The sequence below is a fragment of the Bradyrhizobium aeschynomenes genome (assembly GCF_013178945.1).
Classification (GTDB): Bacteria; Pseudomonadota; Alphaproteobacteria; order Rhizobiales; family Xanthobacteraceae; genus Bradyrhizobium; species Bradyrhizobium aeschynomenes.
This window is the reverse complement of the sequence record NZ_JABFDM010000014.1, coordinates 61501-86409: the sequence shown is the minus strand read 5'-3', so window position 1 is coordinate 86409 and position 24909 is coordinate 61501. Positions and strand designations below refer to the sequence as shown.

Genomic DNA, 24909 nt, shown 5'->3' with positions numbered 1-24909 from the left:
GCGGATTGCGCCAGCACAAACTTCCGACGGATCGCGAAAACGTGTTATTGAGCGGCGCGCATTTCGCCGCGCCCGGCCCGGAGAAGATCATGGCTTCCATCGACCGCTCGCTGGTCGCGCATCTGCCGCTGTTTGCGGGGCTCTCCAACGAGGATCTTACCGAGGTGCTGCGGGAGGCCCGTTCGATTCGCGTGCCCCGCAACGCCGCGGTGTTCGAGCAGGGCGCGGATGCGAGCTCGTTCTTCCTGCTGCTGCACGGCCATGTCCGCGCCACCAAGACCACGCCGACCGGCGACCAGATCGTGGTCCGCTATGTCGTGCCCGGCGACACCTTCGGCGTCGCCCCCGCGATCGGCCTGCAGCATTATCCGGCGACGGCCACCGCCGTCGACGACAGCATCGTGCTGGCCTGGCCCTCCGCCGCCTGGCCGCGGCTGGTCGCGCGGTTCCCGTCGCTGGCCGCAAATACGCTGCAGACCGTCGGCCAGCGGCTGCAGGAAACCCATGCGCGCGTGATCGAGATGTCGACGCAGCAGGTCGAGCAGCGCATCGCGCATGCGCTGCTGCGGCTCGCCAACCAGGCGGGACGCAAGCTCGATCACGGCGTGCAGATCGACTTTCCGATCAGCAGGCAGGACATCGCGCAGATGACCGGCACCACGCTGCACACGGTCAGCCGCATCCTCTCCGGCTGGGAGCAGCTCGGCCTCGTCGAGAGCGGCCGTCAGAAGATCGTGCTCCGTGAACCGCACAAGATCGTGCTGCTCGCCGAACAGAGCGCGGGCGACAGCGCGTCGCGCTCCTGATCACGTGCAGGCGGACAGCGCCGACAGAAATGCGTCGGGCTCGACGCCGTGCTCGCGACAGGCATCGGCGACATTGTGAAAGCAGGCGATCGGGCAGCCGACGCATCGCATTTGGAACGCGAGAAAGACGCCGATCGTCTCCGGCTTGCGCCGCATGAGATCGTCGACCAGTTCATCGAAGGTGATGGGCATGCGCGCCTCCATTCGAAGGCGAATGGTAGCCGGTGGCCCGTCGACCATCTTTGTCGCGGCACAAGCACCGCGTCGTGCGGCGGGCTAAAGCATGATCCGGAAAAGTGCGCAGCGGTTTTCCGAAAAGATCATGCGCAAACAACAACCTAGAGCGCGATGATGATTCATCCTGATCTCATCGCGCTTTAGACCGCCCGGCTGTGCAGCTGCTTCGAGGCGTCGAGATGCGCGTCGAACGCCGCGGCCACGCTGCGCACCAGGAACCGCGAATGCTCGGTCACCGCCAGCGCGCTGCCGTTGAGCTCGACCACGCCATCGGAGATCAGGGACTGCAGCCGCGGCGCCGATTGCAGCATTGCATCGGTCTCGATGCCGTGCCGCGTGCAGATCACGTCGAGGTCGACGCCATAGTCGCACATGATGCGCTCGATGATGTCGGCCCGCAGGCGATCGTCGTCGGTCAGGCCATAGCCTTTCACAGTGGCGAGGCTGCCGGACGCGATCTGCCCCTCATAGGCACGAACCTGCGGTGCATTCTGGACGTAGCCCTGCGGCAGCTGTCCGATCGCCGAGGCGCCGAAGCCGATCAGGAGGTCGTTGGCGTCCGTCGTATAGCCCTGGAAATTGCGGTGCAGCCGGCCTTCACGGAAGGCGATCGTCATCGGGTCGGTCGGCAACGCGAAATGATCGAGCCCGATCTGGACGTAGCCGGCTTCCTTCAGCGCATCGCTGATCGCGCACGCCTGATCGTACCGCTCCAGACTGTCGGGCAAGGACGAATCCTGGATCTTGCGCTGGTGCGTCTTGAACGTCGGGACGTGCGCATAGCCAAACACGGACAGCCGATCGGGGCGCAGATCGATGGCGCGCCGGACAGTGTCCAGACAGGAGAAGACGGTCTGATGCGGCAGCCCGTAGATCAGGTCGAAATTGATGCCGGCAACACCGGCCCTGCGCAGCCCAATCGTCGCCGCCGCGGTCTGCTCGAAGCTCTGCACCCGGTTGATCGCCTTCTGCACCAGCGGGTCGAAGCTCTGCACCCCCAGGCTCGCCCGGTTGACCCCGCTGACCCCCAGCGCATCGATCATGTCAGGCGTCAGCGTGCGCGGATCGATCTCGATGGCAATCTCGGCCGAGGGCAGCACGAAGAACGAATGACGCAGCGAGCCGACCAGATCGATCAACGACTCCGGCGCCATGATGGTGGGCGTGCCGCCGCCGAAGTGAATGTGGCCGACCGGAAGACGCCGGCCGATCTGGCGCGACACCATATCGATCTCGCAGCGCAGCGCCGATTCATAGACCGCGATCGGCTCGTCGCGCTTGGCCACCATGGTGTTGCAGCCGCAATACCAGCACATCGACCGGCAGAACGGCACGTGCAGGTACAGAGATGCCGTCGCGCTCGCCGGGATGGCGCGCAACCATTCCGCATAGGTCGATGGCCCGACCGCAGCGGAGAAATGCGGCGCCGTGGGATAGCTGGTGTAGCGCGGGAGGCGCTCTTGTCCGTAGCATGCCGCGAGATCTGGTCTCATGTCCTGCCTGTCCACCTTGGGTTCGGACGTTCTTGACACAAGGCAACCGGCGCGACCTTGAGCTTTCTCAAAGCGGCGGCCGGCAGAGCCCCGTGGGGATTCCAGTAGAACGCCGGCTTTCGTGCCGGACTTTGCGCTTCCTCAAAGTGGCCGGACCATTTCGCATCATCATCAACCCATTGACGATTCGAGGAATCCGCAATGGAAGCTCTGCAACTGCTCATCCGTTCCTTCGCTCTCCTTGCCAGCATTCGCGGCCACATTCCTCAATCCGATGGCTTCGAATCCTTCCGCGACGACCAGACGCCCGCCGGGCTGCTCGGCAACGTCGCGATGTTCCTGACAACGCTCTTCTGCGTGGCAGCCGCAGTGGCCTTCGTCGTGCTGCTGGCGGTCCGCTGGATGAGCTGACGATCTCCCCAGACCAATCGCGAAGGGTGGCGCGCGGCGCGCCCTCGGCGGCTCCCATGGCGCTCGTCCGTTCACGGCATCGCACCGGGGCCGCGCGGCGATCTGGCGCGCGAGCAGGTCGGCGCGCGCACTGCCGATAAATCATCATCATCTTGATCGGGCCTGCCGATGCCACGCATTCGCGCGGCCCGAGTGCACCTGCGCCGGCATCATCTGCACGCGCCCCTCCGATCGTTCCGCAATTGCTAAGTTGCTTGTTGCAGCACAAACAAGCCGGGTTCCAACAGGCGCATGCTGTTTACGGCACTACAACAGATCCAATGAAGGAGCGATCCATGTTGACCCGCCGCACCGCCCTGCTCAGTGCAGCCATCGCCGCGATGATGCTTGCGGCTCCCGCCGTTGCCGACGACCTCAAGCTGCCGCGGCAGAGGGTCGATCTGGTGGCCCCGCCGTTCGTGCATGTGCACGAGCAGGCCACCAAGCAGGGACCGAAGATCATGGAGTTCAAGCTCGTGGTCCAGGAGAAGAAGATGGTGATCGACGAGAAGGGCACCACCTTCCAGGCCATGACGTTCAACGGCTCGATGCCGGGCCCGCTGATGGTCGTTCACGAGGGCGACTATGTCGAGGTGACGCTGGTCAATCCGGCAACGAACACCATGCCGCACAACATCGACTTCCACTCCGCAACCGGCGCGCTCGGCGGCGGCGCTCTGACCCTGGTCAATCCGGGAGAGCAGGTCGTGCTGCGCTGGAAGGCGACCCGGACCGGCGTGTTCGTCTATCACTGCGCCCCGGGCGGACCGATGATCCCCTGGCACGTCGTCTCCGGCATGAACGGCGCCGTGATGGTGCTGCCGCGCGACGGCCTCAATGACGGCCGCGGCCATGCGCTGCGCTACGATCGCGTCTACTACATCGGCGAGCAGGACCTCTATGTGCCGCGCGACGAGAAGGGGAATTTCAAATCCTACGATTCGCCCGGCGAGGCCTATAGCGACACCGAGGAGGTCATGCGGAGGCTGACGCCGACCCACGTCGTGTTCAACGGCAAGGCGGGCGCGCTGACCGGCAAGGACGCGCTGACGGCCAAAGTCGGCGAGAACGTGCTGATCGTGCACTCGCAGGCCAACCGCGACAGCCGTCCGCATCTGATCGGCGGCCACGGCGACTATGTCTGGGAGACCGGCAAGTTCTCCAATGCGCCGGAGACCGGGCTCGAGACCTGGTTCATCCGTGGTGGCTCGGCGGGTGCCGCGCTCTACAAGTTCCTGCAGCCCGGCATCTACGCCTATGTCACCCACAATCTGATCGAGGCGGCCAATCTCGGCGCCACCGCGCATTTCAAGGTCGAAGGCAAGTGGAACGACGACCTGATGACGCAGGTGAAAGCCCCGGCGGATATCCCGACCGGATCGACCAACTGATCAGCCCAAGGGGGCCGGCCCGTCCGGCCCCCGCTCTCCTCGATGTGCTGCCATGCTGCTCGCCTTCAAGATCAAGCTCACCCTCGCCTGCATCGTCGGACTGGCCGGCCCAACGGCGATGGCGCCCCTCCTCACGAGCCTCCAAAACCCTGCCGCCGGCTACAGTCCAGCCCTCACCGAGATTGCACCGGGCGTGGTGAGCTATCGCGATTCCGGCGACCATCTGCGCAACGGCCGCCCCGCCGAGGCTCCCGTCGCGAGGGTCCGCTTCGATCGTCCGCTGACGATCATGACCAACCAGGTCAGCGCCGCCGACTATCACACCTGTGTCGAAGCTCGCGCATGCCGCGCGCTCGACCGCGATGTCCGCATCGCCATCGACCGCCCGGCCGTGCAGGTGAGCTGGCACGATGCCGTCGCTTATGCAGAATGGCTCTCGCGCAAGACCGGCGATCGCTATCGCCTGCCCACGGACACCGAGTGGGCTCATGCAGCCGGCAGCCGTTTCAAGGACGATGGCGTCGCAATCGACGACACTGACCCATCGCGGCGCTGGATCGCGCGCTACGAACGGGAAGCCGCCTTGCCCGACGAATCCGAGACCCGCAGTTTCGGCGGCTTCGGCAACAACGAGCACGGCGTTGCCGATCTCGCAGGGAATGTCTGGGAATGGACGTCGACGTGCTTCACACGCAAGGTGCAGGACGATGCCGGACGCGTCATCAAGACCGTCAGCAATTGCGGCGTTCGCCTCGCGGAAGGCGCGCACCGGGCCTACATGACCGACTTCATCCGCGATGCGCGCGCCGGCGGCTGCGCCTCGGGCAAGCCACCGGCCAATCTGGGCTTCCGGCTGGTCCGTGAGCAGCCTGGATGGGGCCGCAGCATGGCGCATCGTCTCCGCCGGCTGCTCGGCGCCGTCAGCATCTGACGGCGAGATCCCTCCGGGTTGCGCCGAGCATCCAGTGGCCCGCTTGGCGGTGCCCTGACACTGGCACAATTGACAGTCACCCAATATCAACTTTCGGTTGCGAAAATCGAGCTACAAACGTTAGACAATTGCAGTTGAGAGACGCGATGAGCGGACCAGGAGGCGAGTGTGGTTTCTCGACATCCGCCGGTCTTCTTCACGTCCGACCTGCATGGGTACGGAATCGGCAATACCAGCTGGTTCGACGATAATTCGCCCCGCGCGCTGGCCGGGCGCTGCCTCATCGACGCGCTGGAATATCTGCGGACGTCCCCGAAATTCGCCGCCAGGGACTGGCACGTGGTGAACGCGAACGCCGCACGCGTCGTTCATCAGTGTCTTGCGGACCCTGCCCTCGCGCGACGCGACATTCTCGACCGCGTAACGCCGGCGATCGAGGAGGTCTGCGCGCGGATCGTCGCGAGTCGCCAATACCGCATTCCGTTTTACGGCGATGATTTCTGGGACTGGGCCGGCGTGGTCGATGCCCTCTGCGAGGTGCAGACGGTCTCCGCCACGGCGGCGCAAGTCGCGAAGCGCGAGCTCGACCAGTTTCGCAGAACCGTGCACATCCGCATGCCCAGCGGCCTTTCGGTCGGCAATGCCGATCAGGAGTGGTTTGGCCCGGCGGTCGCGACGCGTGCCCATCGGCTGCTGGACACGCGCGCATCCGGCTTCGATCCGGATCTGCGCCACGAGCTGCAGGCCCAGGCGCTCGAACGCATCGAGCGCGGCAGGTATCGCGGCCGGCAAGTGACACCCTGGCAGCTCAGCTGGCATTATGGTCAGGTCGTCGGCGAATTTCAGCGCGCAGCGAGCGAACAGGCCGCGGAGCTGGCGGATTTCGCCTGGCTGGCCGTGCCGCTCGAGCCCGCCAAGCGGGCGCTCGTTCTCGCCCGCATCCTACAGGGCGCCGGCGCGATCAAGGATCGCCGAACCGTCCTGCAGACGCTGGAGGAGCTCTATCGCTGCGAGACGCCCGGACGCCCTCTCGGTCAGGGCGTGATCGGCGCCGGCATCGAGGCCTCCCTCGACGTGCTCGAGGCGCTATGGCCGCAGCTCGACGACCGCGACAAGGCCGCCATCAACGCCATGCTCGACGCGCTGCGCTTCCTCCATGCCAAGGCGCATACGATCGGCTTCGTGGTGGAAACGCCCGATGACATCGAAGGCCTGATCCAGGCGATGGGGCCGGGCACGCTGATCGAGCAGCGCAACGCCGCGCGGGCGATCATCCGGCATTCGTGCTTCCATGCCGTCATCTGCCTGGGGCGATCGATGACCGAGGTGGCGAGCGCCACGGCCGTCGCGGTCGAGGAGCATGGCGCACGGTGGGTGATCATGCCGGCTCGTGCGCAGGCCCTGGGGCCGGCCCTCGCGCAAGCCGGCCACGGCGTCCGTTTCGTCGGCGCCGGCGCGGGCGATCTGGTCATCGCGGCCTCGCTGGCGCCGTTTCGGATCGATGTCCAAGTGCGGGACGCGCTCAGCATCGCCGAGCCGCCTTTTCCCCATGAGGGGGGCATGATGATCCCGGCCGATCCGGAGCTCTGTCGTCTCGCGCATGAATCGGCGCAGGCCATGCTCGACGAGATCGGCGTGTTCTTCGAGGGGACGACGGTCACGCGCAACGACGAAGGGACCGCCGCCGATGTCTCGGCGGCGTTCCCGGGCGCCCTCGCGGTGGACGGCACGGCTTATATCATGGGACTGATCTGCCTCGGCCGCGGCGTGCCCTGTCTGGTGGTCCATAGCCTGACGCCGTCGCAGGCTCACGCGAGCCCGCGGCACAACGCGGCCTGCCGGCTTGCGGTCAAGGTCGCGGAAATGCTGTGCCGGCGCTGGTAGTCGCGCCTCAGGTGTTCTTCAGCGCGACCCGGAATTCGGCTTCGGTCTTGGCCTTGACCTCGTCGAGCGTCACGCCGTCGGCAAGCTCGATCAGCGCCATTCCGTCATTGCCGTGCTTGTCGATGGTGAACACCGCAAGATCCGTCACGACCATGTCGACCACGCGCTCGCCCGTCAGCGGCAGATTGCACTGCTTGAGCAGCTTCGGTCCGTCCTTGGCGCTGTGTTCCATCACGACGACCACGCGCTTGACGCCGGCGACGAGATCCATCGCGCCGCCCATGCCCTTGACCATCTTGCCGGGGATCATCCAGTTGGCGAGGTCGCCGTTCTGGGCCACCTGCATGGCGCCGAGGATGGAGAGATCGATGTGGCCGCCGCGAACCATCGCGAACGAATCCGCCGAGGAGAAATAGCTGGTGATCGGCAGCTCGGTGACGGTCTGCTTGCCGGCATTGATGAGGTCGGGATCCTCCTCGCCCTCATAGGGGAACGGACCCATGCCGAGCATGCCGTTCTCGCTCTGCAGCGCGACGTCGACGCCCGGCGGAATGTAGTTGGAGACCAGCGTCGGAATGCCGATGCCGAGATTGACGTAGTAGCCGTCCCGCAGCTCCTTGGCGGCGCGCGCCGCCATCTGCTCTCGCGTCCAGGCCATCAGACTTCCTCCCCGGCTGCAGCGGCGGCTTCACGTTTGCGCACGGTGCGCTGCTCGATGCGCTTGAGCGCGGTTCCAACCTGGATGATTCGCTTCACGAAGATGCCCGGCGTGTGGATGTGGTCGGGATCGATCTGGCCGGCCGGCAGCAGATGCTCGACCTCCGCGACCGTGACCTTGGCCGCCGTGGCCATCATCGGATTGAAGTTTCGCGCGGTCTTCCGGTAGACGAGGTTTCCGGCGGTGTCGCCCTTCCAGGCGTGCACGATCGCGAGGTCGGCGAACAGGCCGCGCTCCATCAGGTATTTCTCGCCGTCGAATTCGCGCACTTCCTTGCCTTCCGCGACCAGCGTACCGACGCCGGTCTTGGTGAAGAAGGCCGGGATGCCCGCGCCGCCGGCGCGGATGCGCTCGGCCAGGGTGCCCTGCGGGCAGAATTCCAGCTCCAGCTCGCCAGCCAGATATTGCTGTGCGAACAGCTTATTCTCGCCGACATAGGACGAGATCATCTTCTTGATCTGCCGCGTCTCCAGCAGCCGGCTGAGGCCGATGCCGTCGACGCCGGCATTGTTGGAGATGACGGTGAGGTTCTTTACCCCGGACTCGCGAATGGCGTCAGACAGGGTTTCTGCGATGCCGCAAAGGCCGAACCCGCCGGACATGATGGTCATGCCGTCCTTGAGAAGGCCCGCAAGGGCGGATTTGGCGTCCGGATAGACCTTGTTCATACGGGAATGACCTGATGCAGAGCGGCGAGCGCGCGGATATCGACCGGATTATTAGGCGAAATCTTCGCAATGCGTCAATGATGCCTTCCCAACGTGCAGATCGTGCGTTAGCTGTCGGGGCCACCCGCGGCTCCGGAATGATCTGGGGGACGGGATCCGCAGGCCTCGCCGCAATCCGGCCACACCGGCGGCGCGGCCTTGAAAGCGTCAAGAAAACGCATCAAGTTGTTGATGTTGGCAAGGGTTTTCGGCGCGCCCTGCCCATCCCCAGTAAACAGCGATCCGACGACCCCAGGACATGTCCGTGACCATGGCCCAAGGAATGAGGCGGCTCGGCACACCGATTGCGGTGCTGCTCGGGATCGCGTTCGTGGGCCTGCTCGCGAGCTCCTGGCTGGTCAATCGTGAGGCACTTCGGCACGCCGTCGCGACCCAGATCCGCGCCGTGACGGGTCTCGAGCTGGTCGTCAAGGGACACATCGACGTCTCCTTGTTCCCCGGCAGCTACGTGTCCTTCCACGATGTCGGCCTGAAGGGCAGCGGCACCGATGACCCCGCATTGCGCGTCGATGTTCTGACCGCCAATCTGCAACTCCTGCCACTGCTGCTGCAGCGTTTCGAGATCGCCGACGTCATGATGCTGCGGCCGCAGATCAACGTCACCCGCGAAGCCGACGGCAACAGCAACTGGACGCCCTTCATCGAGACCATCGCGCGCACCATGCGCCCTGGTCCCGACAGTCAGATGTCGTTCTCCGAGATCCGCATTCAGGACGGCATCCTGGTCTATGAGGACAACAGCCATCATGCGACCGAGCGGCTCGACGACATCGACCTGTCGCTGGCCTGGCCCTCGATCTCGCGCTCGTTCGCCGCGACCGGGCAATTCGATTGGCGCGGCCAGCGCATCGAGGGCTCGATCAGCGTCAGCGATTTCCTGGCGGCACTGTCGGGAGACCGGTCTGGGCTGAAGATGCGCCTGGCCAGTCCGCCTTTGAAGGTCGCCTTCGACGGTACGGTCGCCAACCGCACCAGCGCGCTGATGGAAGGCACGCTGACGGTCGACAGCCCGTCGCTGCGCGACGCGCTGCGATGGACCGGGCAGACGCCGCTCGGCGGCGGCGGCTTCGGCCGCTTCGCGTTGCGCGCGCGCGCCAATGTCGTGGGCGCCTCGATCGCGCTCACCAATGTCAATGTCGAGCTCGACGGCAACACGGCCGAGGGCGTGATGACCTACACCAACAACGGTCGGCAGGCGCTGCAGGCGACGCTTGCAGCCGATGCGCTCGACTTCACCCCCTATATCTCGACGTTCCGGCTGCTCGCCAACGGCGCGCGCGACTGGAATCGTCAGCTGTTCGACCTCAAGGCGCTGTCCACGACGGACCTCGACATGCGGCTATCGGCCGCAAAGGTCACGGTCGGGTCTTCGAAGCTCGGACGTACGGCCTTCGGCGCCAATTTGCGCAACGGCGTGCTCGCTCTCTCCGTGGGAGAAGCGCAGATGTATGGCGGCGTCGTGCGGGGCTCGGTCGGCATCGCCCGGGCGGACACGATCGCCGACGTGAAGGCCGAGCTGCAGTTCAACGACGTCGATCTGCAGGCCTGCGCCAACGAGATGTTCGGCATCTCGTCGCTGTCCGGGCGTGGCAATCTCAACGTTTCGCTGACCGCCTCCGGCTCGAGCCCGTTCGGGCTCGCGCAGTCCCTGGACGGCAGCGCCAATCTGCAGGGCCGCGACGGCGCGATCTCCGGTTTCAACGTCGAGCAGTTGCTGAAGCGTCTCGAGCGCAGCCCGTTGTCGCGCGGCGGCAATTTCCGCACCGGCTCGACGCCATACGACTCGCTGACGATCGCCGTGAAGTTCGCGGACGGTGTCGCCACCGCCGAGGACATCAGGGTGGAGAGCCCGACCGCACGCATCACCATGACCGGCACGGCGTCGGTGCCGAGCCGCGAATACGACTTCAAGGGTGTGGCGAGCCTGTTGTCGGCCGGCAACGGCAATAACGGCTTCGAGCTGCCGTTCGTCGTGCAGGGCCCCTGGGAAGATCCGTTGATCTTTCCCGATCCGGAGAGCCTGATCCGCCGTGCTCCGGCCGCCGCCCCTCTGCTCGACGCCGTCAAGGACCGCAAGACGCGCGATGCCGTGCGCTCCGTGCTCGAGCGCTTCACCGGCGGCGGGCTGCGGCCGACGCAGCCGGACAACGCCCCGCAAGCCGATGCGCCGGCGGCCGACGGTTCCACAAAGCAGAACTGACCTGATCTCATCGTGGAACGACAGAGAAGCACGGCCGCCGCCGCGACCTATGTCTGATATATTACTTCTGGATCGCGCCGTGCCCCTGGGTTAGTGTCCGCGCAACCGATCAAGCAAGATCGGCGGATCAGGGAGAGACATGTGAAATCCAGGGGAATGGGTGCGCTTTCAATCGCAGTAGCCGCCGGGCTGTTTTGCGCTGCAGCACCGGCTGTCGCTCAGGACACCATCACGATCTGGTGGAGCAAGGGCTTCTACAAGTCCGAGGACGATGCGCTGCTCAACGTCGTCAAGAAGTTCGAAGCCAAGACCGGCATCAAGGTCGAGCTGTCGCAATATGCGATCCAGGACATGATCCCGAAGACGGTCGCCGCGCTCGATTCCGGCACCGTGCCCGACGTGGCCTATGCCGACACCTACGACGTCCAGGCCCAGGGCAAGTGGGCCTATGAAGGCAAGCTCGAGGACCTCACCGACATCCTGGAGCCGATGAAGTCGGCCTTCGCTCCGAACACGCTCGAGACCGCCTATCTCTTCAACAACGTCACCAAGAAGAAGGCCTATTACGGCTTCCCGCTGAAGCAGCAGAGCATGCACGTCCAGATCTGGGGCGACCTGCTGGACAAGGCCGGCTTCAAGCAGAGCGACATCCCGACCAAGTGGGAAGACTATTGGACGTTCTGGTGCGACAAGGTGCAGCCGGCGGTGCGCAAGGCGACCGGCCAGCGCATGTATGGTGTCGGCCAGCCGATGGGCGTGGAATCCACCGACTCGTTCCAGTCGTTCTACACCTTCATGGACGCCTACAACGTCAAGCTGGTCGACGACGACGGCAAGCTGCTGGTCGACGATCCCAAGGTGCGCGACGGTCTCATCAAGGCGATGAAGGATTACACCGACACCTACGTCAAGGGCTGCACGCCGCCGTCCTCGACGACCTGGAAGGATCCCGACAACAACGTCGCCTTCCACAACAAGACGATCGTGATGACCCACAATTTCACGATCTCGATCGCAGCCAAATGGTTCGAGGACTCCACCAACCCGGCGCTGACCCCCGAGCAGCGCGCGGCCGGCAAGAAGGCCTATGAGGAGGACATCATCACCGCGTCCTTCCCCAACAAGCCCGATGGCACGCCGATCAAGTACCGCTCCGACGTCAAGACCGGTCTCATCTTCAGCAACGCGAAGAACAAGGCGCAGGCCAAGGAGTTCATCAAATTCCTGATGCAGGAGGAGAACCTGCGGCCCTATATCGAGGGCGCGCTCGGCCGCTGGTTCCCGGTGACCACGGCAAGCCAGCAGAGCCCGTTCTGGCAGGCCGACCGCCATCGCAAGGCCGTCTACACCCAGTTCACGGGTGGCACGACGCCGTTCGACTTCACCAAGAACTACAAGTTCACGATTCTCAACAATGAGAACGTCTGGGCGAAGGCGATGAACCGCGTGGTCAGCGAGAAGGTGCCGGTCGAGAAGGCCGTCGACGAGCTGATCGCCCGCCTCAAGGAAGTCGCCGGCTAGTCACTCGCAACGCGATGCACTAGCCTGACATCCTGACGAACGACAACACGTGCCGGCCGCAGCGTCTGCGGCCGGTTTGGCGATAGGCGGGACAAGACGACCCGGGAAGAAACGACCATGGCGATCACGCTCTCAGCTTCCGATTCCGCGCTCGCGGAAGCCCCGCGTCCGGTGCTGCTGACACCGTCACAGGTGTGGGGCATCGTCATGCTCGCGCCCTACCTGCTCGTCTTCCTGGCCTTCGTCGTCTATCCTGTCGGCTACGGCCTGTGGCTGGCGCGAGATCCGGCCAGCTACGTCGCGCTGTTCAACGATCCGATCTTCGCGCGCGCCGCCGTCAACACGCTCATTTTCCTGCTGGTCGGCATCAATCTGAAGATGCTGATCGCACTGTTCCTGTCCGGCTTCTTCATCCAGCAGCGCGGCTGGATCAAATGGCTGTCGGTGATCTTCATCCTGCCCTGGGCGGTGCCGTCGATCCCGACCATCCTGTCGGTCCGCTTCATGCTCAATCCCGAATGGGGCGTGATCAACCAGCTGATCTTCAAGTTCACCGGCGAGGACGGCCCGAACTGGCTGAACGACCCAACGGTCGCGCTGGCGATGGCCATCGGCATGCACATCTGGAAGTCGCTGCCGTTCTGGACGCTGATCCTGATGACCGGACGGCTGGCGATCTCGCACGATCTGTTCGAGGCTGCCGAGGTCGACGGCGCGACCTGGTGGCAGAAGTTCCGCTTCATCACCTGGCCGTCGATGCAGACGCTCTACATCACCTGCACGCTGCTCTCGATGATCTGGACGCTGGGTGACTTCAACAGCGTCTATCTGTTGACCGGCGGCGGACCGGCCGATCTGACCCACGTCCTCTCGACGCTCGGCATCCGCTATCTCCGGCTCGACCAGCTCAGCCTCGCGATGGCCTCGATCGTCTGCGCGATGCCGCTGGTGCTCCCCCTGGTCTATTTCATGATGAAGCGGTTGTCGCGATGAAGCTCCCCACCCTGCGCGAAGTCGGGACCGAAGCCCGGCTGCTGCTGATCGGCATTCCCGTCTTCATCTGGACGATGATCCCGATCTACCACATGTTCCTGTTCGCGATCTCGCCGAAGGAGGACGCGTTCTCGGGCAAGCTGTGGCCGGACCATCCGACCTTGCACAACTTCTCGATCGTGTTCCACCAGCAGCATTACTTCCTGCGCGACTTCTGGATCCAGTTCGGCAACTCGGTCGTGATCGCCGTGGCCGTCGGCGCCTTGACCCTGGTGATCGCAACATGCGCCGCTTATGCGATCTCGCGTTTGCGCGTGCCCGGCAGCCGCGTAGTGATGAACCTCGCGCTGTTCACCTATTTCATTCCGGCGGCGTTCCTCGCGGTGCCGATGTATCGCACCATGGGCAAATACGGCCTGCTCAACAACGACTGGTCGCTGATCCTGGCGATGGTGACGATCGCCTCGCCCTACGCGATCTGGGTGCTGAAGCAGGCCTCCGACAAGCTGCCGGTCGAGCTGGACGAGGCGGCCGTCATGGACGGCGCGAGCCCGTTGCAGATCTTCCGTCTCGTCTATGTGCCGCTGATGATGCCCTCGCTGGTCGCGATCGGCACCTATGCCGTGCTGCTGGCCTGGAACGAGTATCTCTATGCGTTCCTGCTGCTGTCGAACGACAAGGACATCACGCTGCCCGTGGCGCTCGGCAACTTCCTGGCAGCCGACGATTCGCCGTGGGAGCTCCTGATGACTACCGGCTTCATCTACGCGCTGCCGCCGGCCGCCGTGTATTACGCCTTCAAGCGCTACATGGTGGGCGGTCTCACCGCCGGCGCCGTGAAGTCGTGACGGAGCGATGAAGGTCGGATTTCGTCAGGGCCGGTTCGCGGATGCCTCACGGCCGAACTGGGATGGCGATGGTCCGCGCCCGATCGACTGGTTCGCGTGGTACCCGGCCGCGGAGAGCGCAATCGAAGCAGCGCTTCCGGTCGCGCCGTGGCCCGAAGGCTGGTTCAAGGCTGGAACTGCGGCGCTGAATGCGCCGCTCGCGGGCAACGGGTCTCGTCCGCTGCTGGTCTATTCGCACGGCACCGGTTGCAATGCCCTGCAGGTCGAGTGGCTGGCGCGCGAGCTGGCCAGCCGTGGCTTCATCGCGGTCGGGGTCAACCATCACGGCAACAACAATGCCGCACCGTTCCGCGCCGAAGGCTTTCTCTGCTCGTGGGAGCGGCCGCGCGACATCTCGGTGCTGATCGACCACATCGTTGCGCATCCCGACTTCGCAGGCCACGTCGACCTCGATCGCATATCCGCGGTCGGCTACTCGCTCGGCGGCGTCACGGCCACCGCCCTGCTCGGCGCCATCATGATCCGCTCGCCGTTCGAGCCCGGCGCCAATCTCGGCCGCGGCCCGCGTGAGTTTCCGGATCTTGCCGATCATCTGCCGCGCCTGATGGGCGAGAGCGCAATCTTCCGCGATTCCTGGGCGCGCATGTCGGTCTCCTATCACGATCCCCGCATCAAGGCGGCGCTGCTGCTGGCGCCCGGCCGCTCGGTCCAGGGCTTCTCTGAGGAGAGCGTCGCCGCGATCAAAGTCCCCACGCGAATCATGGTCGGCGGCGCGGATGCGCTGCTGCCGTCGGCGCGTTGGCTGCAGGAACGATTGCCGGACAGCACGTTCGACATCGTCGCTGACGATGCCGGCCACTACGTATTTCTGCCCGAAAGCACCGAACTCGGCCGCAGCTCCGATCCTGTCTGCTGCGTCGATCCGCCCTCGGTCGACCGCGGCGCGGTCCATCGCACGGTTGTGACAGCTGCGTTGCAGCTGTTCGCCGCCTGAGCGACGCTCTCACACCGATCTCCGTCATTGCGAGCGCAGCGAAGCAAGCCGGAGGTTTTGCGCGGCCCTGGATTGCTTCGCTGCGCTCGCAATGACGATCGCTAGAGTGGGGCCGCGCTCTCGCCGCGGTCGCTGGACAGTTTCGACGCCAACGAAGCGATCACGATGACCACCGCGATCAGCCCGATCACCAGCGTACAGATCGCGTTGATCTCCGGCTTCACACCGAGCCGCACCTCCGAATAGATCCGGATCGGCAAGGTCGCAGAGCCCGGGCCAGTGGTGAAGCTCGCGATCACGAGATCGTCGAGCGACAGTGTGAACGCCAGCATCCAGCCGGCGAGCACGGCCGGCGCGATCAGCGGCAGCGTGACCATCACGAAGGCGCGGACGGGATCGCAGCCGAGATCCATCGCGGCCTCTTCGAGACTTCGGTCGAGCGACACCAGCCGCGACTGTACGACCACCGCCACGAAGCACATCGTCAACGTGGTGTGAGCGATCGTCACCGTCCAGAAGCCGCGCTCCGCCTCCAACGCCACGAACAGCAACAGCAGCGACAGGCCGGTGATCACCTCGGGCATGACGAGCGGCGCATACAACATGCCGGAGAACAGCATGCGCCCGCGAAAGCCCTCGCCGCGCGACAGCGCCACGGCCGCCAGCGTGCCGAGCACCGTCGCCACCGTGGCCGACGTCGCGCCGACGCGCAGACTCATCCAGGCCGCGTCGATCATGGCGCGGTCGTTGAAGAACTCGTGATACCAGCGCAGCGACCAGCCGCCCCACACCGTCACCAGCCGCGAGGCGTTGAACGAGTAGATCACCAGGATCAGGATCGGCAGATACAGGAAGGCGAGCCCGAGCGTCAGCGAGGCGACGTTGAAGCGGGACAGGCGGGACGATTTTGCCGCCATCACCGGCTCTCTTCCAGCTGCCGGCGTTGCAGCCGGTCGTAGAGCAGGAGCGGGAGCAGCAGGACGACGAGCAGCACCACGGCGATGCTGGAGGCCACCGGCCAATCCTTGTTGGTGAAGAATTCGAGCCAGAGCGTCTGCCCGATCATCAGCGACTTCGATCCAGCAAGCAGATCGGGAATCACGAACTCGCCGACGATCGGGATGAAGCACAGCAGGCTGCCTGCGCCGACGCCGGGCAGCGACAACGGAAACGTCACCAGCCAGAAGATCTCGCGCGGCGAGGCACCGAGGTCGGCGGCGGCCTCCTCAAGCGCCGGCTCCAGCTTGGTCAAGGTCGCGAACAGCGGCAGGATCATGAACGGCAGATAGGAGTAGACGATGCCGACATACATCGCGCTGTCGGTCGACAGCCACACCACCGGTGTCGACACCAGGTGCAGCGCGAGCAGGATCTGGTTCAACAGCCCGTCATGCTGCAGGATGTTGACCCAGGCATAGATGCGGATCAGGAACGAGGTCCAGAACGGGATGATGACCAGCATCATCGCGATGCCCTGCCATCGCCTGGGCAGCCGCGCCATGCCATAGGCGATCGGGTAGCCGATCAGGAGCAGGATCGCGGTCGACGTCAATGCGACGACGACGCTGCGCAGATAGGACGAGAGATAGAGATCGTCGGAGAGCAGCAGTCGGAAATTGTCCGGCGACAGCGCTGCGAAGGCGTCACTGAGTGACGACCACCCACCGGCCAGCGAAAACACCGGCGTATAAGGCGGCTGCGCGATGGCGGTCTGCGACAGGCTGATCTTGGCGACGAAGGCGAACGGCACCAGGAAGAACAGCACCATCCAGACATAGGGCGCGATCGCGGCGAAACGCGCCGGACGCGAGAAGATGCGGCGCGCGCTCATCGCTCCAGCACCACGCAGTCGTCGGGGGTGAACCAGGCCACGACGCGCTGGTTCAGCCCATAGCCATCGGCATCGAGCCGCGCCGTGTTGGCCTGCGCGGCGTGAATGGCGGCGCCCCCATCGAGCCTGATCTTGTACACGGTCTTGCCGCCGAGATAGCTCGTATCGGAGATGATCCCCTCGACGCAATTGATCGCGGCGGCGTCGCCCGCGGGCCGGCGGAGCGCGAGGCGGATCTTCTCGGGACGGATCGCGACCGCGACCTTGCTCTCGTCGATCGGAGCAACGGGCTGTGCCGCCACCAGCTCGCCGGCGGACGCCGTGCTGACCCTGAGCCGGTGCGGCTCCCGCGCGGTCACCTCGCCCTCGAACAGATTGATGTCGCCAACGAACTGCGCCACCCAGCGCGAGGCCGGCTCCTCATAGAGGCGGCGCGGCACGGCGACCTGCTCGAGCTTTCCGGCCTTCATGACGCCGATGCGGCTCGCCACGGTCATCGCCTCCTCCTGATCGTGGGTGACGATGATGAAGGTCATGCCGAGCCGGCGCTGCAGCTCCATCAGCTCGAACTGCGTGCTCTCGCGCAGCTTCTTGTCGAGCGCGGCCATCGGCTCGTCGAGCAGCAGCACCTGCGGCCGCCGCGCCAGCGAGCGCGCCAGCGCCACGCGCTGCTTCTGGCCGCCGGAGAGCTGATCGGGCTTGCGCTTCTCCAGCCCTTCGAGCCGGACCAGCGCCACCATCTCCGCGACGCGGGTGGTGATCTCGGCGCGCGGCATGCCGGCGCGGCGGAGGCCGAAGGCAATGTTGTCGCGTACATTCAGATGTGGGAACAGCGCGTAATTCTGGAACATCATGTTGACGGGCCGCTCGTGCGGCAGAACCTGCGCGATGTCCTCACCCGACAGCAGGATGCGCCCTTCATCCGGCGTCTCGAAGCCGGCCAGCATGCGCAACAGCGTGGTCTTGCCGCAGCCGCTCGGGCCGAGCAGCGCGAAGAACTCGCCAGCGCGGATGTCGAGCGAGACCCCGTCGACCGCGCGGAAGCTGCCGAAGGTCTTCACGACGTTCTCGATCCGCAGGATCGGCGGCTGGGGATCAGGACGGGGTTCCGGCGATGGCGTCGGCTCGGCAGCGGGCTCTGGGGTCGCGATGTCGTCAGCCATGTCCAGAGCCATGATCCAGTCAATTCACCCTGCCGGCCCACAACGGCACGGCGGAGGGCAAGCTAGCCGCCGATCGACCGCAGCTCAACCGCACGGGCCGGACTATCCCCGTCCACCTCGCGCGCGGGCGGCGTGGTCTGTGCGGCGGTTGCGGTGGCCATGAATACGGCCAGAGCATCGCGCTCGGCTGCCGAGACGCTCAGGCCGAGCTTGGTCCGCCGCCACAGCACGTCATCCGGAAACCGTGCCCATTCCCTGGTCACGAGATAGCGGACCTCCGCGGCCGTCAGTTGCGATCCGAAGGCCTGACCGAGATCGGCCCGGCTCTTGGCCTCGCCGAGAATCTCCGCGGACCGGGTGCCGTAGGCGGCGACCAGCCGCCGTGCCTCGGCTTCACCGAGAAAACGCCAGCGATCCCGCACGTCGTCGACGAGATCCTCGAAGCGATCCCATTCGAAATCGCCGCCGGGCAGCGGTGCCCTGGCAGTCCAGCCCGGCGACATCGGACAAAATCTGGCGAGCCGGGACACCGCCTGCTCCGCGCGCCGGCGGACGGTGGTGACATCACCGCCGCACATCGTCAGCAGCGGCGCCCTCTGCCGGCCGGTATCGAGGCTCACGACCGTCTCCAGTCTTGCCCCCACATCACCGCGCAGCAGCATCATGTTGGCGCCAGACACGGTTCTGACGACGTCGGCGGGCTGGATGTCCGCGCGGAAATAGCGGTTGGCCGCCTTGCAGAGATAGGTGACGTCGGGCGCCGCCGTCGCGACCACGGCCGGATCGCCTCGGAAGCCATGAGCCACGGTGCCGATCAGCGTGAAGTCGTGCTCATAGGGCTGGGCGAAGATCAGCCGCCCATCCGCGTTCTGGAACACGTAGACGGCGTCGACCTCGAACAGCCGGGGCACCACGATCTGGCTGACCTGCCGCGTGGCCACCCGGGGCGGCGGCTGGCGCAGCACGGTCTCCGCGGTCAAGACGCTCCAGGCGCCGGTCGCGTTGGCCAGGGCACGGGAGGTGACGATGCGGCGGTGCCCGCGATCGATGATGGCCAGGCGCCAGATGCGGTCGCGGTCAGCCCGGATGCAGCGCGCGCCGGTTCTGATCGCGGCGCCCCGCTCGGCAGCATCGAGCGCCGTCAGCACGACCAGGCGGGAATCGTCGACGACGCAGTCGGAATATTCGAACGCGGTGCCGATCGGACGCTTCAGCGCGTCGCCGACCGGATGATGCGTCACATCGAGCGTCGTCGCGGCAGGCAGCCGCTTGCGCGCGGCGAGCCGGTCATAAAGCCACAGCCCGGCACGCAGCTGCCAATGCGGACGCTCATCGGCGTGGGCCGGGATCACAAAGCGGACCGGGCGCACCAGATGCGGCGCGGTGGTGAGCCAGACGTCGCGTTCGACCAGCGATGTGCGCACACGCAGGAAGCTCCGGCGCTCCAGCGCGGCGAGATCGCCATGCACCAGCCGGGACGTGGCCGACGAAGCGGCGCTGCCGAGATCGCCCTGCTCGATCAGGATGACGCGCAAGCCACGGCCCGCCGCGTCGCGCGCCAGGCTGACGCCGCTCAGGCCACCACCGATGATCGCAAGATCGTAGTCCGCCATACGCAACGTCTTCGAGCGTGTCAGGACGAACGAGCGTAGACCTGCGCCGATGATTCTCGTAGCGGGCGGCAGCAACGTCGGCGGATAAATTCGTGCTGTTGCGCGATCGCCTCTGACCGGACTCGTACGGTCAGCCGGTCTTGCGAACGGTGGCCACGACGTCGTCATGAGCACGGCCGACGACGCCGTCATATTTGGCGATCGGCAGCGGCTTGCCGAGCAGATACCCCTGGACCGAATCGCAGCCCTGCTCGGCGAGGAAGCCGAGTTGCTCCTGGGTCTCGACGCCTTCGGCCACGATCGACATGTTCATGCCGTGTCCGAGACCGATGACCGCACGAATGATCGCCGCCGATTGCGGGTTGCGGCCGAGATTCATCACGAAGGCGCGGTCGATCTTGATCTTGTCGAACGGGAAGGCCTGCAGATAGCTGAGCGACGAGTAGCCGCTGCCGAAATCGTCCATCGACACGCGCACGCCGAGCGCCTTCAGCCGGCGCAGCAGCGCGACACCGCGGTCGAAATCCTCGATCAGCACGCCCTCGGTGATCTCGAGCTCGAGCCGACCGGGCGACAGCCCGGTCTCGAGCAGGATCGAATGCACCAGCGCAACCAGATCGCCATGGACGAACTGGGCCGGAGAGAGATTGACCGCGATCTGCAGCGGCTTCGGCCAGGAGGCCGCCTCGCGGCAGGCCTGGCGCAGGATCCACTCGCCCATCTCGACGATCAGACCGCTCTCTTCGGCGAGCGGAATGAAATCGCTCGGCGGCACGAAGCCGCGGACGGGATGATGCCAGCGCGCCAGCGCCTCGAAGCCGATGATCTCGCTGGAGTCGACGGTGCGGCCCGAGCTCGCCTGCGGCTGGAAGTACAGCGACAGCTCGCCATGCTTGATCGCGACCGACAGCTCCTGATGCAGCACGCGACGATCGCGGATCTGCTGGTCCATCTCGGGCTCGTAGAAGGTGATGCTGCCGCGCGCCTTCGCCTTGGCACGGAACAGCGCGGCGCCGGCATTTGCGAGCAGCGAAGCCGGATCCGAACCATTGTGCGGAAACACCGAGATGCCGGTGGTGAGCGCGGTGCGGATCGACTTGCCGTCGATCTGGAACTCGACGGCGATCGCCTCGGCCAGTTGGTCGGCCAGCGCCCTGCCCGCCTCCGGCTGCTTGCCGTCGATGATCAGCCCGAATTCGTCGCCGGACAGACGTGCCACCACGCCGCCGCGGGCGACATGATGGACGCGGCGGGCGACCTCGATCAGGAGCTTGTCGCCGATGGCATGGCCGAACACGTCATTGACGTCCTTCAGGCCCTTGAGGTCCACGTTCAGCACCGCGAACTCTTCGTCCGTGTCGGCACAGGCCTCGATCATCTGGCTCAACGCCTGCAGGAAGGCGGCGCGGTTCGGCAGGTCGGTGAGGCCGTCATGATAGGCCATGTGCGCCATCCGCGATTCGGTCTGGCGCCGGTCGGTCACGTCCTCATAGGTCTTGATCAGATATTGCGGCTCGCCCGCATCGCCCAGCACCGTCACCCGCCGGGTCAGGAACAGCCGCAGGCCGTCCTTGGTCGAGATCGGATGCTCCTCGGTCAGGAGGCTGCGCTTCTTGATGGCGGCCTCGTCGCGGGCAATGATCAGCCGCGCTTCACGGGGATTGAAGATATCGGCGGCGGTCAGGCCCGTCGCATCCTCGCGCTTGCGATTGAGGATGATCTCGGCACTGCGGTTGGCGAGCAGATAGCGGCCGTCATCGACGCTTTCGACGATCAGCGAAACCGGAATGTTGTCGACGACCAGCTCCAGGAACTTCTTGCTGTTCTCCAGCTCGCGGCTCAGCGACCGCCGCTCGGTGGCGTCGTCGAACAGCGCGATGAGGAATTGCGGTTCGTTCTTCTCATTGCGGGCAACGACGCGATGGGCTTCCAGGATGCGCTTGTCGTCGCCGCGTTGAACGACCAGCTCGCTGCAGTAGGTGGTGCCAGGCGCCAGCATCGCTTCGCGGTCGGCAGCCGCGATGTCGGCCGCCGTCGCGTCGCCGAACAGGTCGCTCGGGCGCCGTCCGATGATCTGATCCCGCGGCACCTGCGAGAACTGCTCGAACGCCCGGTTGGCAAAGATGTAGCGGCCGTCGTCGATATTCTTGGCTGCGACGCAGACGGGGACCTGATCGACCACCGATTCCAGGAACTGCTTGGTCGAGGCGAGCTCGCGCTCCAGCCGGTGCTGCACAGTACAGTCTTCGTGGATGCCGATCGATCCGCCGGTCGGAAGGCGGAAGATCTGTGCGCGCACCACACGACCGCCGGGCAGCTCGGTCAGACACCCGTCCGGCTCCCGCGCCTGGCGCGCATAGTCCTCGACCGTCAGATGAAGCAGGCCGCGCTGCCGCCGCAACTCGACCAGATCCCGGCCGGTGCAACCGGGCGGAATGTCGGCCCGGCTCATGCCGTAGATCTCAAGGAAGCGCTGGTTGTAGAAGACGACGCGGTTGGCGGCGTCGGTCAGCATCAGTCCCTGGCTCAGATTGTTCAGGGCGGAGCTGATGAAAACGTTACGCCGCAGCTGCGCCCGTTTGGTGCGCCGCAATGCCGAATGGATCCAGATCAGGACCGAGGCCAGGAAAGCGCAGACGACGATGCCCCCGATCAGCACCTTCCACAGCACGTCCGGCTCGACGGTGCCGAGATAGCTCGAGGGAGAGAAATCAGACGAAGCCGCCCACGCACGCCCCGGCAAGGCAGCCGTCAGCGTGGCCATGGCGGCCATCGGGGCCGCAACGACACGCGCACGAAACGCGTTTCGGTCGCTCGCCTGCCAATTCTTGCCTGCCATCAATCACCCGCGGTATTCGGATGACAGTCTCTGGCTTGACCCGTTGGGATCGGGTAAACGGTTTCCGCAAACTTCGAAAAAGACGAAGCAAATTCACGCAATGACCTCCTATGATGAACGGATTGCTAAGCTGCGACGTGCTCTGGACCGGGGTTCCGCCCACCAGGGATTGCAGAAGACCGTGACTTCGCCAGATCGCCTCAGGAACCCGAATGGATAAGGTCGATTGCGTCGTCGTGGGAGCCGGTGTCGTCGGGCTCGCCGTCGCCCGCCAGCTGGCCAAGGCCGGCCGGGAAGTCATCGTTCTCGAGGCCGCCGAGGACATCGGCACCGTAACCTCGTCTCGCAACAGCGAAGTGATCCACGCCGGCATTTACTACAAGGCCGGCAGCCTGATGGCCCGCTTCTGCGTCGACGGCAAGCGGATGCTCTACCGTTATTGCGACGAGCACGGCGTTCCTTACCGCAATTGCGGCAAGCTGATCGTCGCCACCAATGCGGCCGAGACCGAGAAGCTGCAGGGCATCCGCGCCCATGCCGAGGCGAACGGCGTCGAGGGTATGCGGCTGCTGGCGGGATCCGAGGCCCGGGCCATGGAGCCAGCCCTCGCGTGCGAGGCGGCCCTGCTGTCGCCCTCGACCGGAATTCTCGACAGCCACGCCTTCATGCTGTCGCTGCGCGGCGAGATCGAGGATGCCGGCGGCGCCCTGGCGTTCCACACCCCGCTGCTGCGCGCCAAGGCGACGGACGGCGCGATCGAGATCGAGGCCGGCGGCGAGCAGCCGATGACGCTATCCTGCGAGCTTCTGGTCAATGCGGCCGGCCTGAGCGCGCCGGCCGTGGCCCGCCTGATCGACGGCATGCCGCCGGAGCTGGTGCCCACGGCCTATCTCGCGAAGGGAAATTACTTCAGCTGCAGCGCCAAGGCCCCGTTCAGCCGGCTGATCTACCCGGTGCCGGAGCCCGGCGGACTCGGCGTGCATCTCACGCTCGACATGGCCGGCCAGGCCCGCTTCGGTCCCGACGTCGAATGGATCGAAACCATCGACTACACGGTCGATCCAGCGCGCGCCGAACGCTTCTATCCGGCGATCCGAAAATACTGGCCGACGCTCCCTGATGGCGCACTGATGCCGAGCTATTCGGGCATCCGTCCAAAGATCGTACCACCCGCGGTGGCGTCACAGGACTTTGTCATCCAGGGCCCGCGCGACCACGGCGTCACGGGACTGATCAATTTGTTCGGAATCGAATCGCCCGGACTCACGTCATCGCTTGCGATCGCCGCCCATGTCGTCGATCTCACCTCGTCGATCTCACCGCGGACTGACGCAATCCGCGCATGAGATGCGAAGCGGAGCGCCGGCGATGTCCGGCGCCAGAGAAGCGATCGGTTGCGCCTCAACTGTCATCGAAGCTGCGCCTGGGATGGAGCTCGTGGCCATCCCAGTGCGCACGGCCTTGCAGTCGGAAGTTTGCGGGGATTGTTGTCGTCACATGTCAGTGAAGCGTTTCGGTGGTCACCTGCCTCAAGCGCTCGATCTCATCCTTCACCATCAACTTACGTCGCTTCAGCTCGGCAATTCGTAGATCGTCAGTCGATGGATGCAGGAGAGCTTCATGCAATTCGTTTTCAAGAACTTTATGCTTACGCTCCAGTTCAACGAGATGCGCCTGAATGGCCATTCGAAACCTCCTTGGTAGGTGAACCTGAGATTCGACCAGGGCCAATGAGTGTACACAAGTCGCTTGACCTGTCGATGGGGCCAAAAGACCGCACATGCAAATTTGAGCACCGTGTGTAACGAAGCGTGAGCAGATGCGGACGAATCTCGCGCCGACGCCAACCCGAAATTCACGGGACAGCTGCAGAGATGATGACGTTCGCAGCTTGCGTATGACGCTTCGCAAGCGCAATATTTGCACCCCGCCTTTCGCGAGGCTTCCCACTTCCTTCCGCTTTTTTGCTATCATAGATCATGGCTGACCAAGACGAGCGCGAACTGCAGGCCGAACTCGCGCGCCTGCAGCAGGAGCACCGCGACCTCGATGCGGCGATTGACGCGTTACATCAATCGCCCGCACCCGATCTGTTGCGGCTGCAACGACTGAAGAAGCGGAAGCTCCTGCTACGCGATCGGATCGCCTTCATCGAAGACCAGATTACGCCTGACATCATCGCCTGACGCGAAGCGTCAGCGCTCTTGTCGTTTTCACGTCGGCTTCCAACTGATCTTGACAAATAGGAACAAATAGGGAACACTTAGAA

22 protein-coding genes are annotated in these 24909 nt (G+C 65.1%); 12 read left to right on the top strand and 10 right to left on the bottom strand.

The window, feature by feature from the left end; all coding sequences use genetic code 11:
• Positions 1-89 precede the first annotated feature (89 nt).
• The gene (locus tag HL666_RS29480; RefSeq protein WP_172185034.1) at positions 90-806 is read left to right on the top strand and encodes a Crp/Fnr family transcriptional regulator; all 717 of its coding nucleotides are present in this window, start codon (positions 90-92) and stop codon (positions 804-806) included.
• Here HL666_RS29480 and HL666_RS29475 read toward each other — a convergent pair whose 3' ends face one another.
• Both HL666_RS29475 and hemN read right to left on the bottom strand, forming a co-directional pair.
• Positions 807-998, bottom strand: a complete 192-nt coding sequence (locus tag HL666_RS29475) for a DUF1858 domain-containing protein (protein ID WP_172109916.1) — start codon at positions 996-998, stop codon at positions 807-809.
• Between the two features lie 185 nt (positions 999-1183).
• Complete coding sequence (gene hemN, locus HL666_RS29470) at positions 1184-2536, bottom strand: oxygen-independent coproporphyrinogen III oxidase (protein WP_172109917.1); 1353 nt, start codon at positions 2534-2536, stop codon at positions 1184-1186.
• Positions 2537-2737: 201 nt separating this feature from the next.
• Between hemN and HL666_RS29465 the strand changes: the two genes are divergently transcribed.
• The 4 genes from HL666_RS29465 (at position 2738) to HL666_RS29450 (ending at position 7192) form a co-directional block, all read left to right on the top strand.
• The gene (locus HL666_RS29465; protein WP_172109918.1) at positions 2738-2947 is read left to right on the top strand and encodes a hypothetical protein; all 210 of its coding nucleotides are present in this window, start codon (positions 2738-2740) and stop codon (positions 2945-2947) included.
• 335 nt (positions 2948-3282) lie between these two features.
• On the top strand, positions 3283-4377 hold the full coding sequence (gene nirK, locus HL666_RS29460) for a copper-containing nitrite reductase (RefSeq protein WP_172133879.1): 1095 nt from the start codon (positions 3283-3285) through the stop codon (positions 4375-4377).
• 52 nt (positions 4378-4429) lie between these two features.
• The gene (locus tag HL666_RS29455) at positions 4430-5308 is read left to right on the top strand and encodes an SUMF1/EgtB/PvdO family nonheme iron enzyme (protein WP_172185032.1); all 879 of its coding nucleotides are present in this window, start codon (positions 4430-4432) and stop codon (positions 5306-5308) included.
• A 168-nt stretch (positions 5309-5476) separates the two neighbouring features.
• A complete protein-coding gene (locus tag HL666_RS29450; RefSeq protein WP_172185023.1) occupies positions 5477-7192 on the top strand; it encodes a nucleoside phosphorylase-I family protein in 1716 nt (571 codons plus the stop codon).
• 7 nt (positions 7193-7199) lie between these two features.
• Here HL666_RS29450 and HL666_RS29445 read toward each other — a convergent pair whose 3' ends face one another.
• Together HL666_RS29445 and HL666_RS29440 are read right to left on the bottom strand one after the other, a co-directional pair.
• Positions 7200-7850 carry a CoA transferase subunit B gene (locus HL666_RS29445; RefSeq protein ID WP_172109922.1) on the bottom strand — a complete coding sequence of 217 codons (651 nt, stop codon included), beginning with the start codon at positions 7848-7850 and terminating at the stop codon, positions 7200-7202.
• Positions 7850-8578, bottom strand: a complete 729-nt coding sequence (locus HL666_RS29440; RefSeq protein ID WP_009030127.1) for a CoA transferase subunit A — start codon at positions 8576-8578, stop codon at positions 7850-7852. Before HL666_RS29440 ends, HL666_RS29445 begins: the two co-directional genes overlap by 1 nt.
• 310 nt (positions 8579-8888) lie before the next feature.
• Between HL666_RS29440 and HL666_RS29435 the strand changes: the two genes are divergently transcribed.
• The 5 genes from HL666_RS29435 (at position 8889) to HL666_RS29415 (ending at position 15194) form a co-directional block, all read left to right on the top strand.
• Positions 8889-10838, top strand: coding sequence for an AsmA family protein (locus tag HL666_RS29435; RefSeq protein ID WP_172110548.1), 1950 nt, complete (start codon positions 8889-8891; stop codon positions 10836-10838).
• A gap of 141 nt (positions 10839-10979) precedes the next feature.
• On the top strand, positions 10980-12359 hold the full coding sequence (locus HL666_RS29430; protein ID WP_172185021.1) for an ABC transporter substrate-binding protein: 1380 nt from the start codon (positions 10980-10982) through the stop codon (positions 12357-12359).
• Between the two features lie 117 nt (positions 12360-12476).
• Positions 12477-13352 (top strand): carbohydrate ABC transporter permease, encoded by an 876-nt coding sequence (locus tag HL666_RS29425; RefSeq protein WP_172109924.1) that lies wholly within the window; start codon positions 12477-12479, stop codon positions 13350-13352.
• Complete coding sequence (locus tag HL666_RS29420; RefSeq protein ID WP_172185019.1) at positions 13349-14200, top strand: carbohydrate ABC transporter permease; 852 nt, start codon at positions 13349-13351, stop codon at positions 14198-14200. The genes HL666_RS29425 and HL666_RS29420 overlap by 4 nt, the downstream gene beginning before the upstream one ends.
• Before the next feature lie 7 nt (positions 14201-14207).
• Positions 14208-15194 carry an alpha/beta hydrolase family protein gene (locus HL666_RS29415; RefSeq protein ID WP_172185018.1) on the top strand — a complete coding sequence of 329 codons (987 nt, stop codon included), beginning with the start codon at positions 14208-14210 and terminating at the stop codon, positions 15192-15194.
• Positions 15195-15295: 101 nt separating this feature from the next.
• On the opposite strand, the gene HL666_RS29410 is transcribed toward HL666_RS29415, so the two are convergent.
• From HL666_RS29410 to HL666_RS29390, 5 genes are all read right to left on the bottom strand, one after another.
• Positions 15296-16111 (bottom strand): ABC transporter permease, encoded by an 816-nt coding sequence (locus HL666_RS29410; RefSeq protein WP_172109927.1) that lies wholly within the window; start codon positions 16109-16111, stop codon positions 15296-15298.
• Positions 16111-17025 carry an ABC transporter permease gene (locus HL666_RS29405; protein ID WP_172185016.1) on the bottom strand — a complete coding sequence of 305 codons (915 nt, stop codon included), beginning with the start codon at positions 17023-17025 and terminating at the stop codon, positions 16111-16113. The genes HL666_RS29410 and HL666_RS29405 overlap by 1 nt, the downstream gene beginning before the upstream one ends.
• Positions 17022-18188: an ABC transporter ATP-binding protein gene (locus HL666_RS29400; RefSeq protein WP_172185014.1), complete on the bottom strand. Its 1167-nt coding sequence runs from the start codon at positions 18186-18188 to the stop codon at positions 17022-17024. The genes HL666_RS29405 and HL666_RS29400 overlap by 4 nt, the downstream gene beginning before the upstream one ends.
• A gap of 62 nt (positions 18189-18250) precedes the next feature.
• The gene (locus HL666_RS29395; protein WP_172185013.1) at positions 18251-19801 is read right to left on the bottom strand and encodes a glycerol-3-phosphate dehydrogenase; all 1551 of its coding nucleotides are present in this window, start codon (positions 19799-19801) and stop codon (positions 18251-18253) included.
• A gap of 130 nt (positions 19802-19931) precedes the next feature.
• On the bottom strand, positions 19932-22640 hold the full coding sequence (locus HL666_RS29390; RefSeq protein WP_172109931.1) for a sensor domain-containing protein: 2709 nt from the start codon (positions 22638-22640) through the stop codon (positions 19932-19934).
• 212 nt (positions 22641-22852) lie between these two features.
• Between HL666_RS29390 and HL666_RS29385 the strand changes: the two genes are divergently transcribed.
• On the top strand, positions 22853-23986 hold the full coding sequence (locus HL666_RS29385) for an NAD(P)/FAD-dependent oxidoreductase (RefSeq protein ID WP_172109932.1): 1134 nt from the start codon (positions 22853-22855) through the stop codon (positions 23984-23986).
• Between the two features lie 154 nt (positions 23987-24140).
• Here the strand turns inward: HL666_RS29385 and HL666_RS29380 are convergent, their stop codons facing one another.
• Entirely contained in the window at positions 24141-24326 is a 186-nt protein-coding gene (locus HL666_RS29380; RefSeq protein ID WP_083839074.1) for a YdcH family protein, read from the bottom strand.
• Between the two features lie 293 nt (positions 24327-24619).
• Here HL666_RS29380 and HL666_RS29375 point away from each other — a divergent pair, with 293 nt between their 5' ends.
• The gene (locus HL666_RS29375) at positions 24620-24826 is read left to right on the top strand and encodes a YdcH family protein (RefSeq protein WP_009028242.1); all 207 of its coding nucleotides are present in this window, start codon (positions 24620-24622) and stop codon (positions 24824-24826) included.
• Positions 24827-24909: the final 83 nt, after the last annotated feature.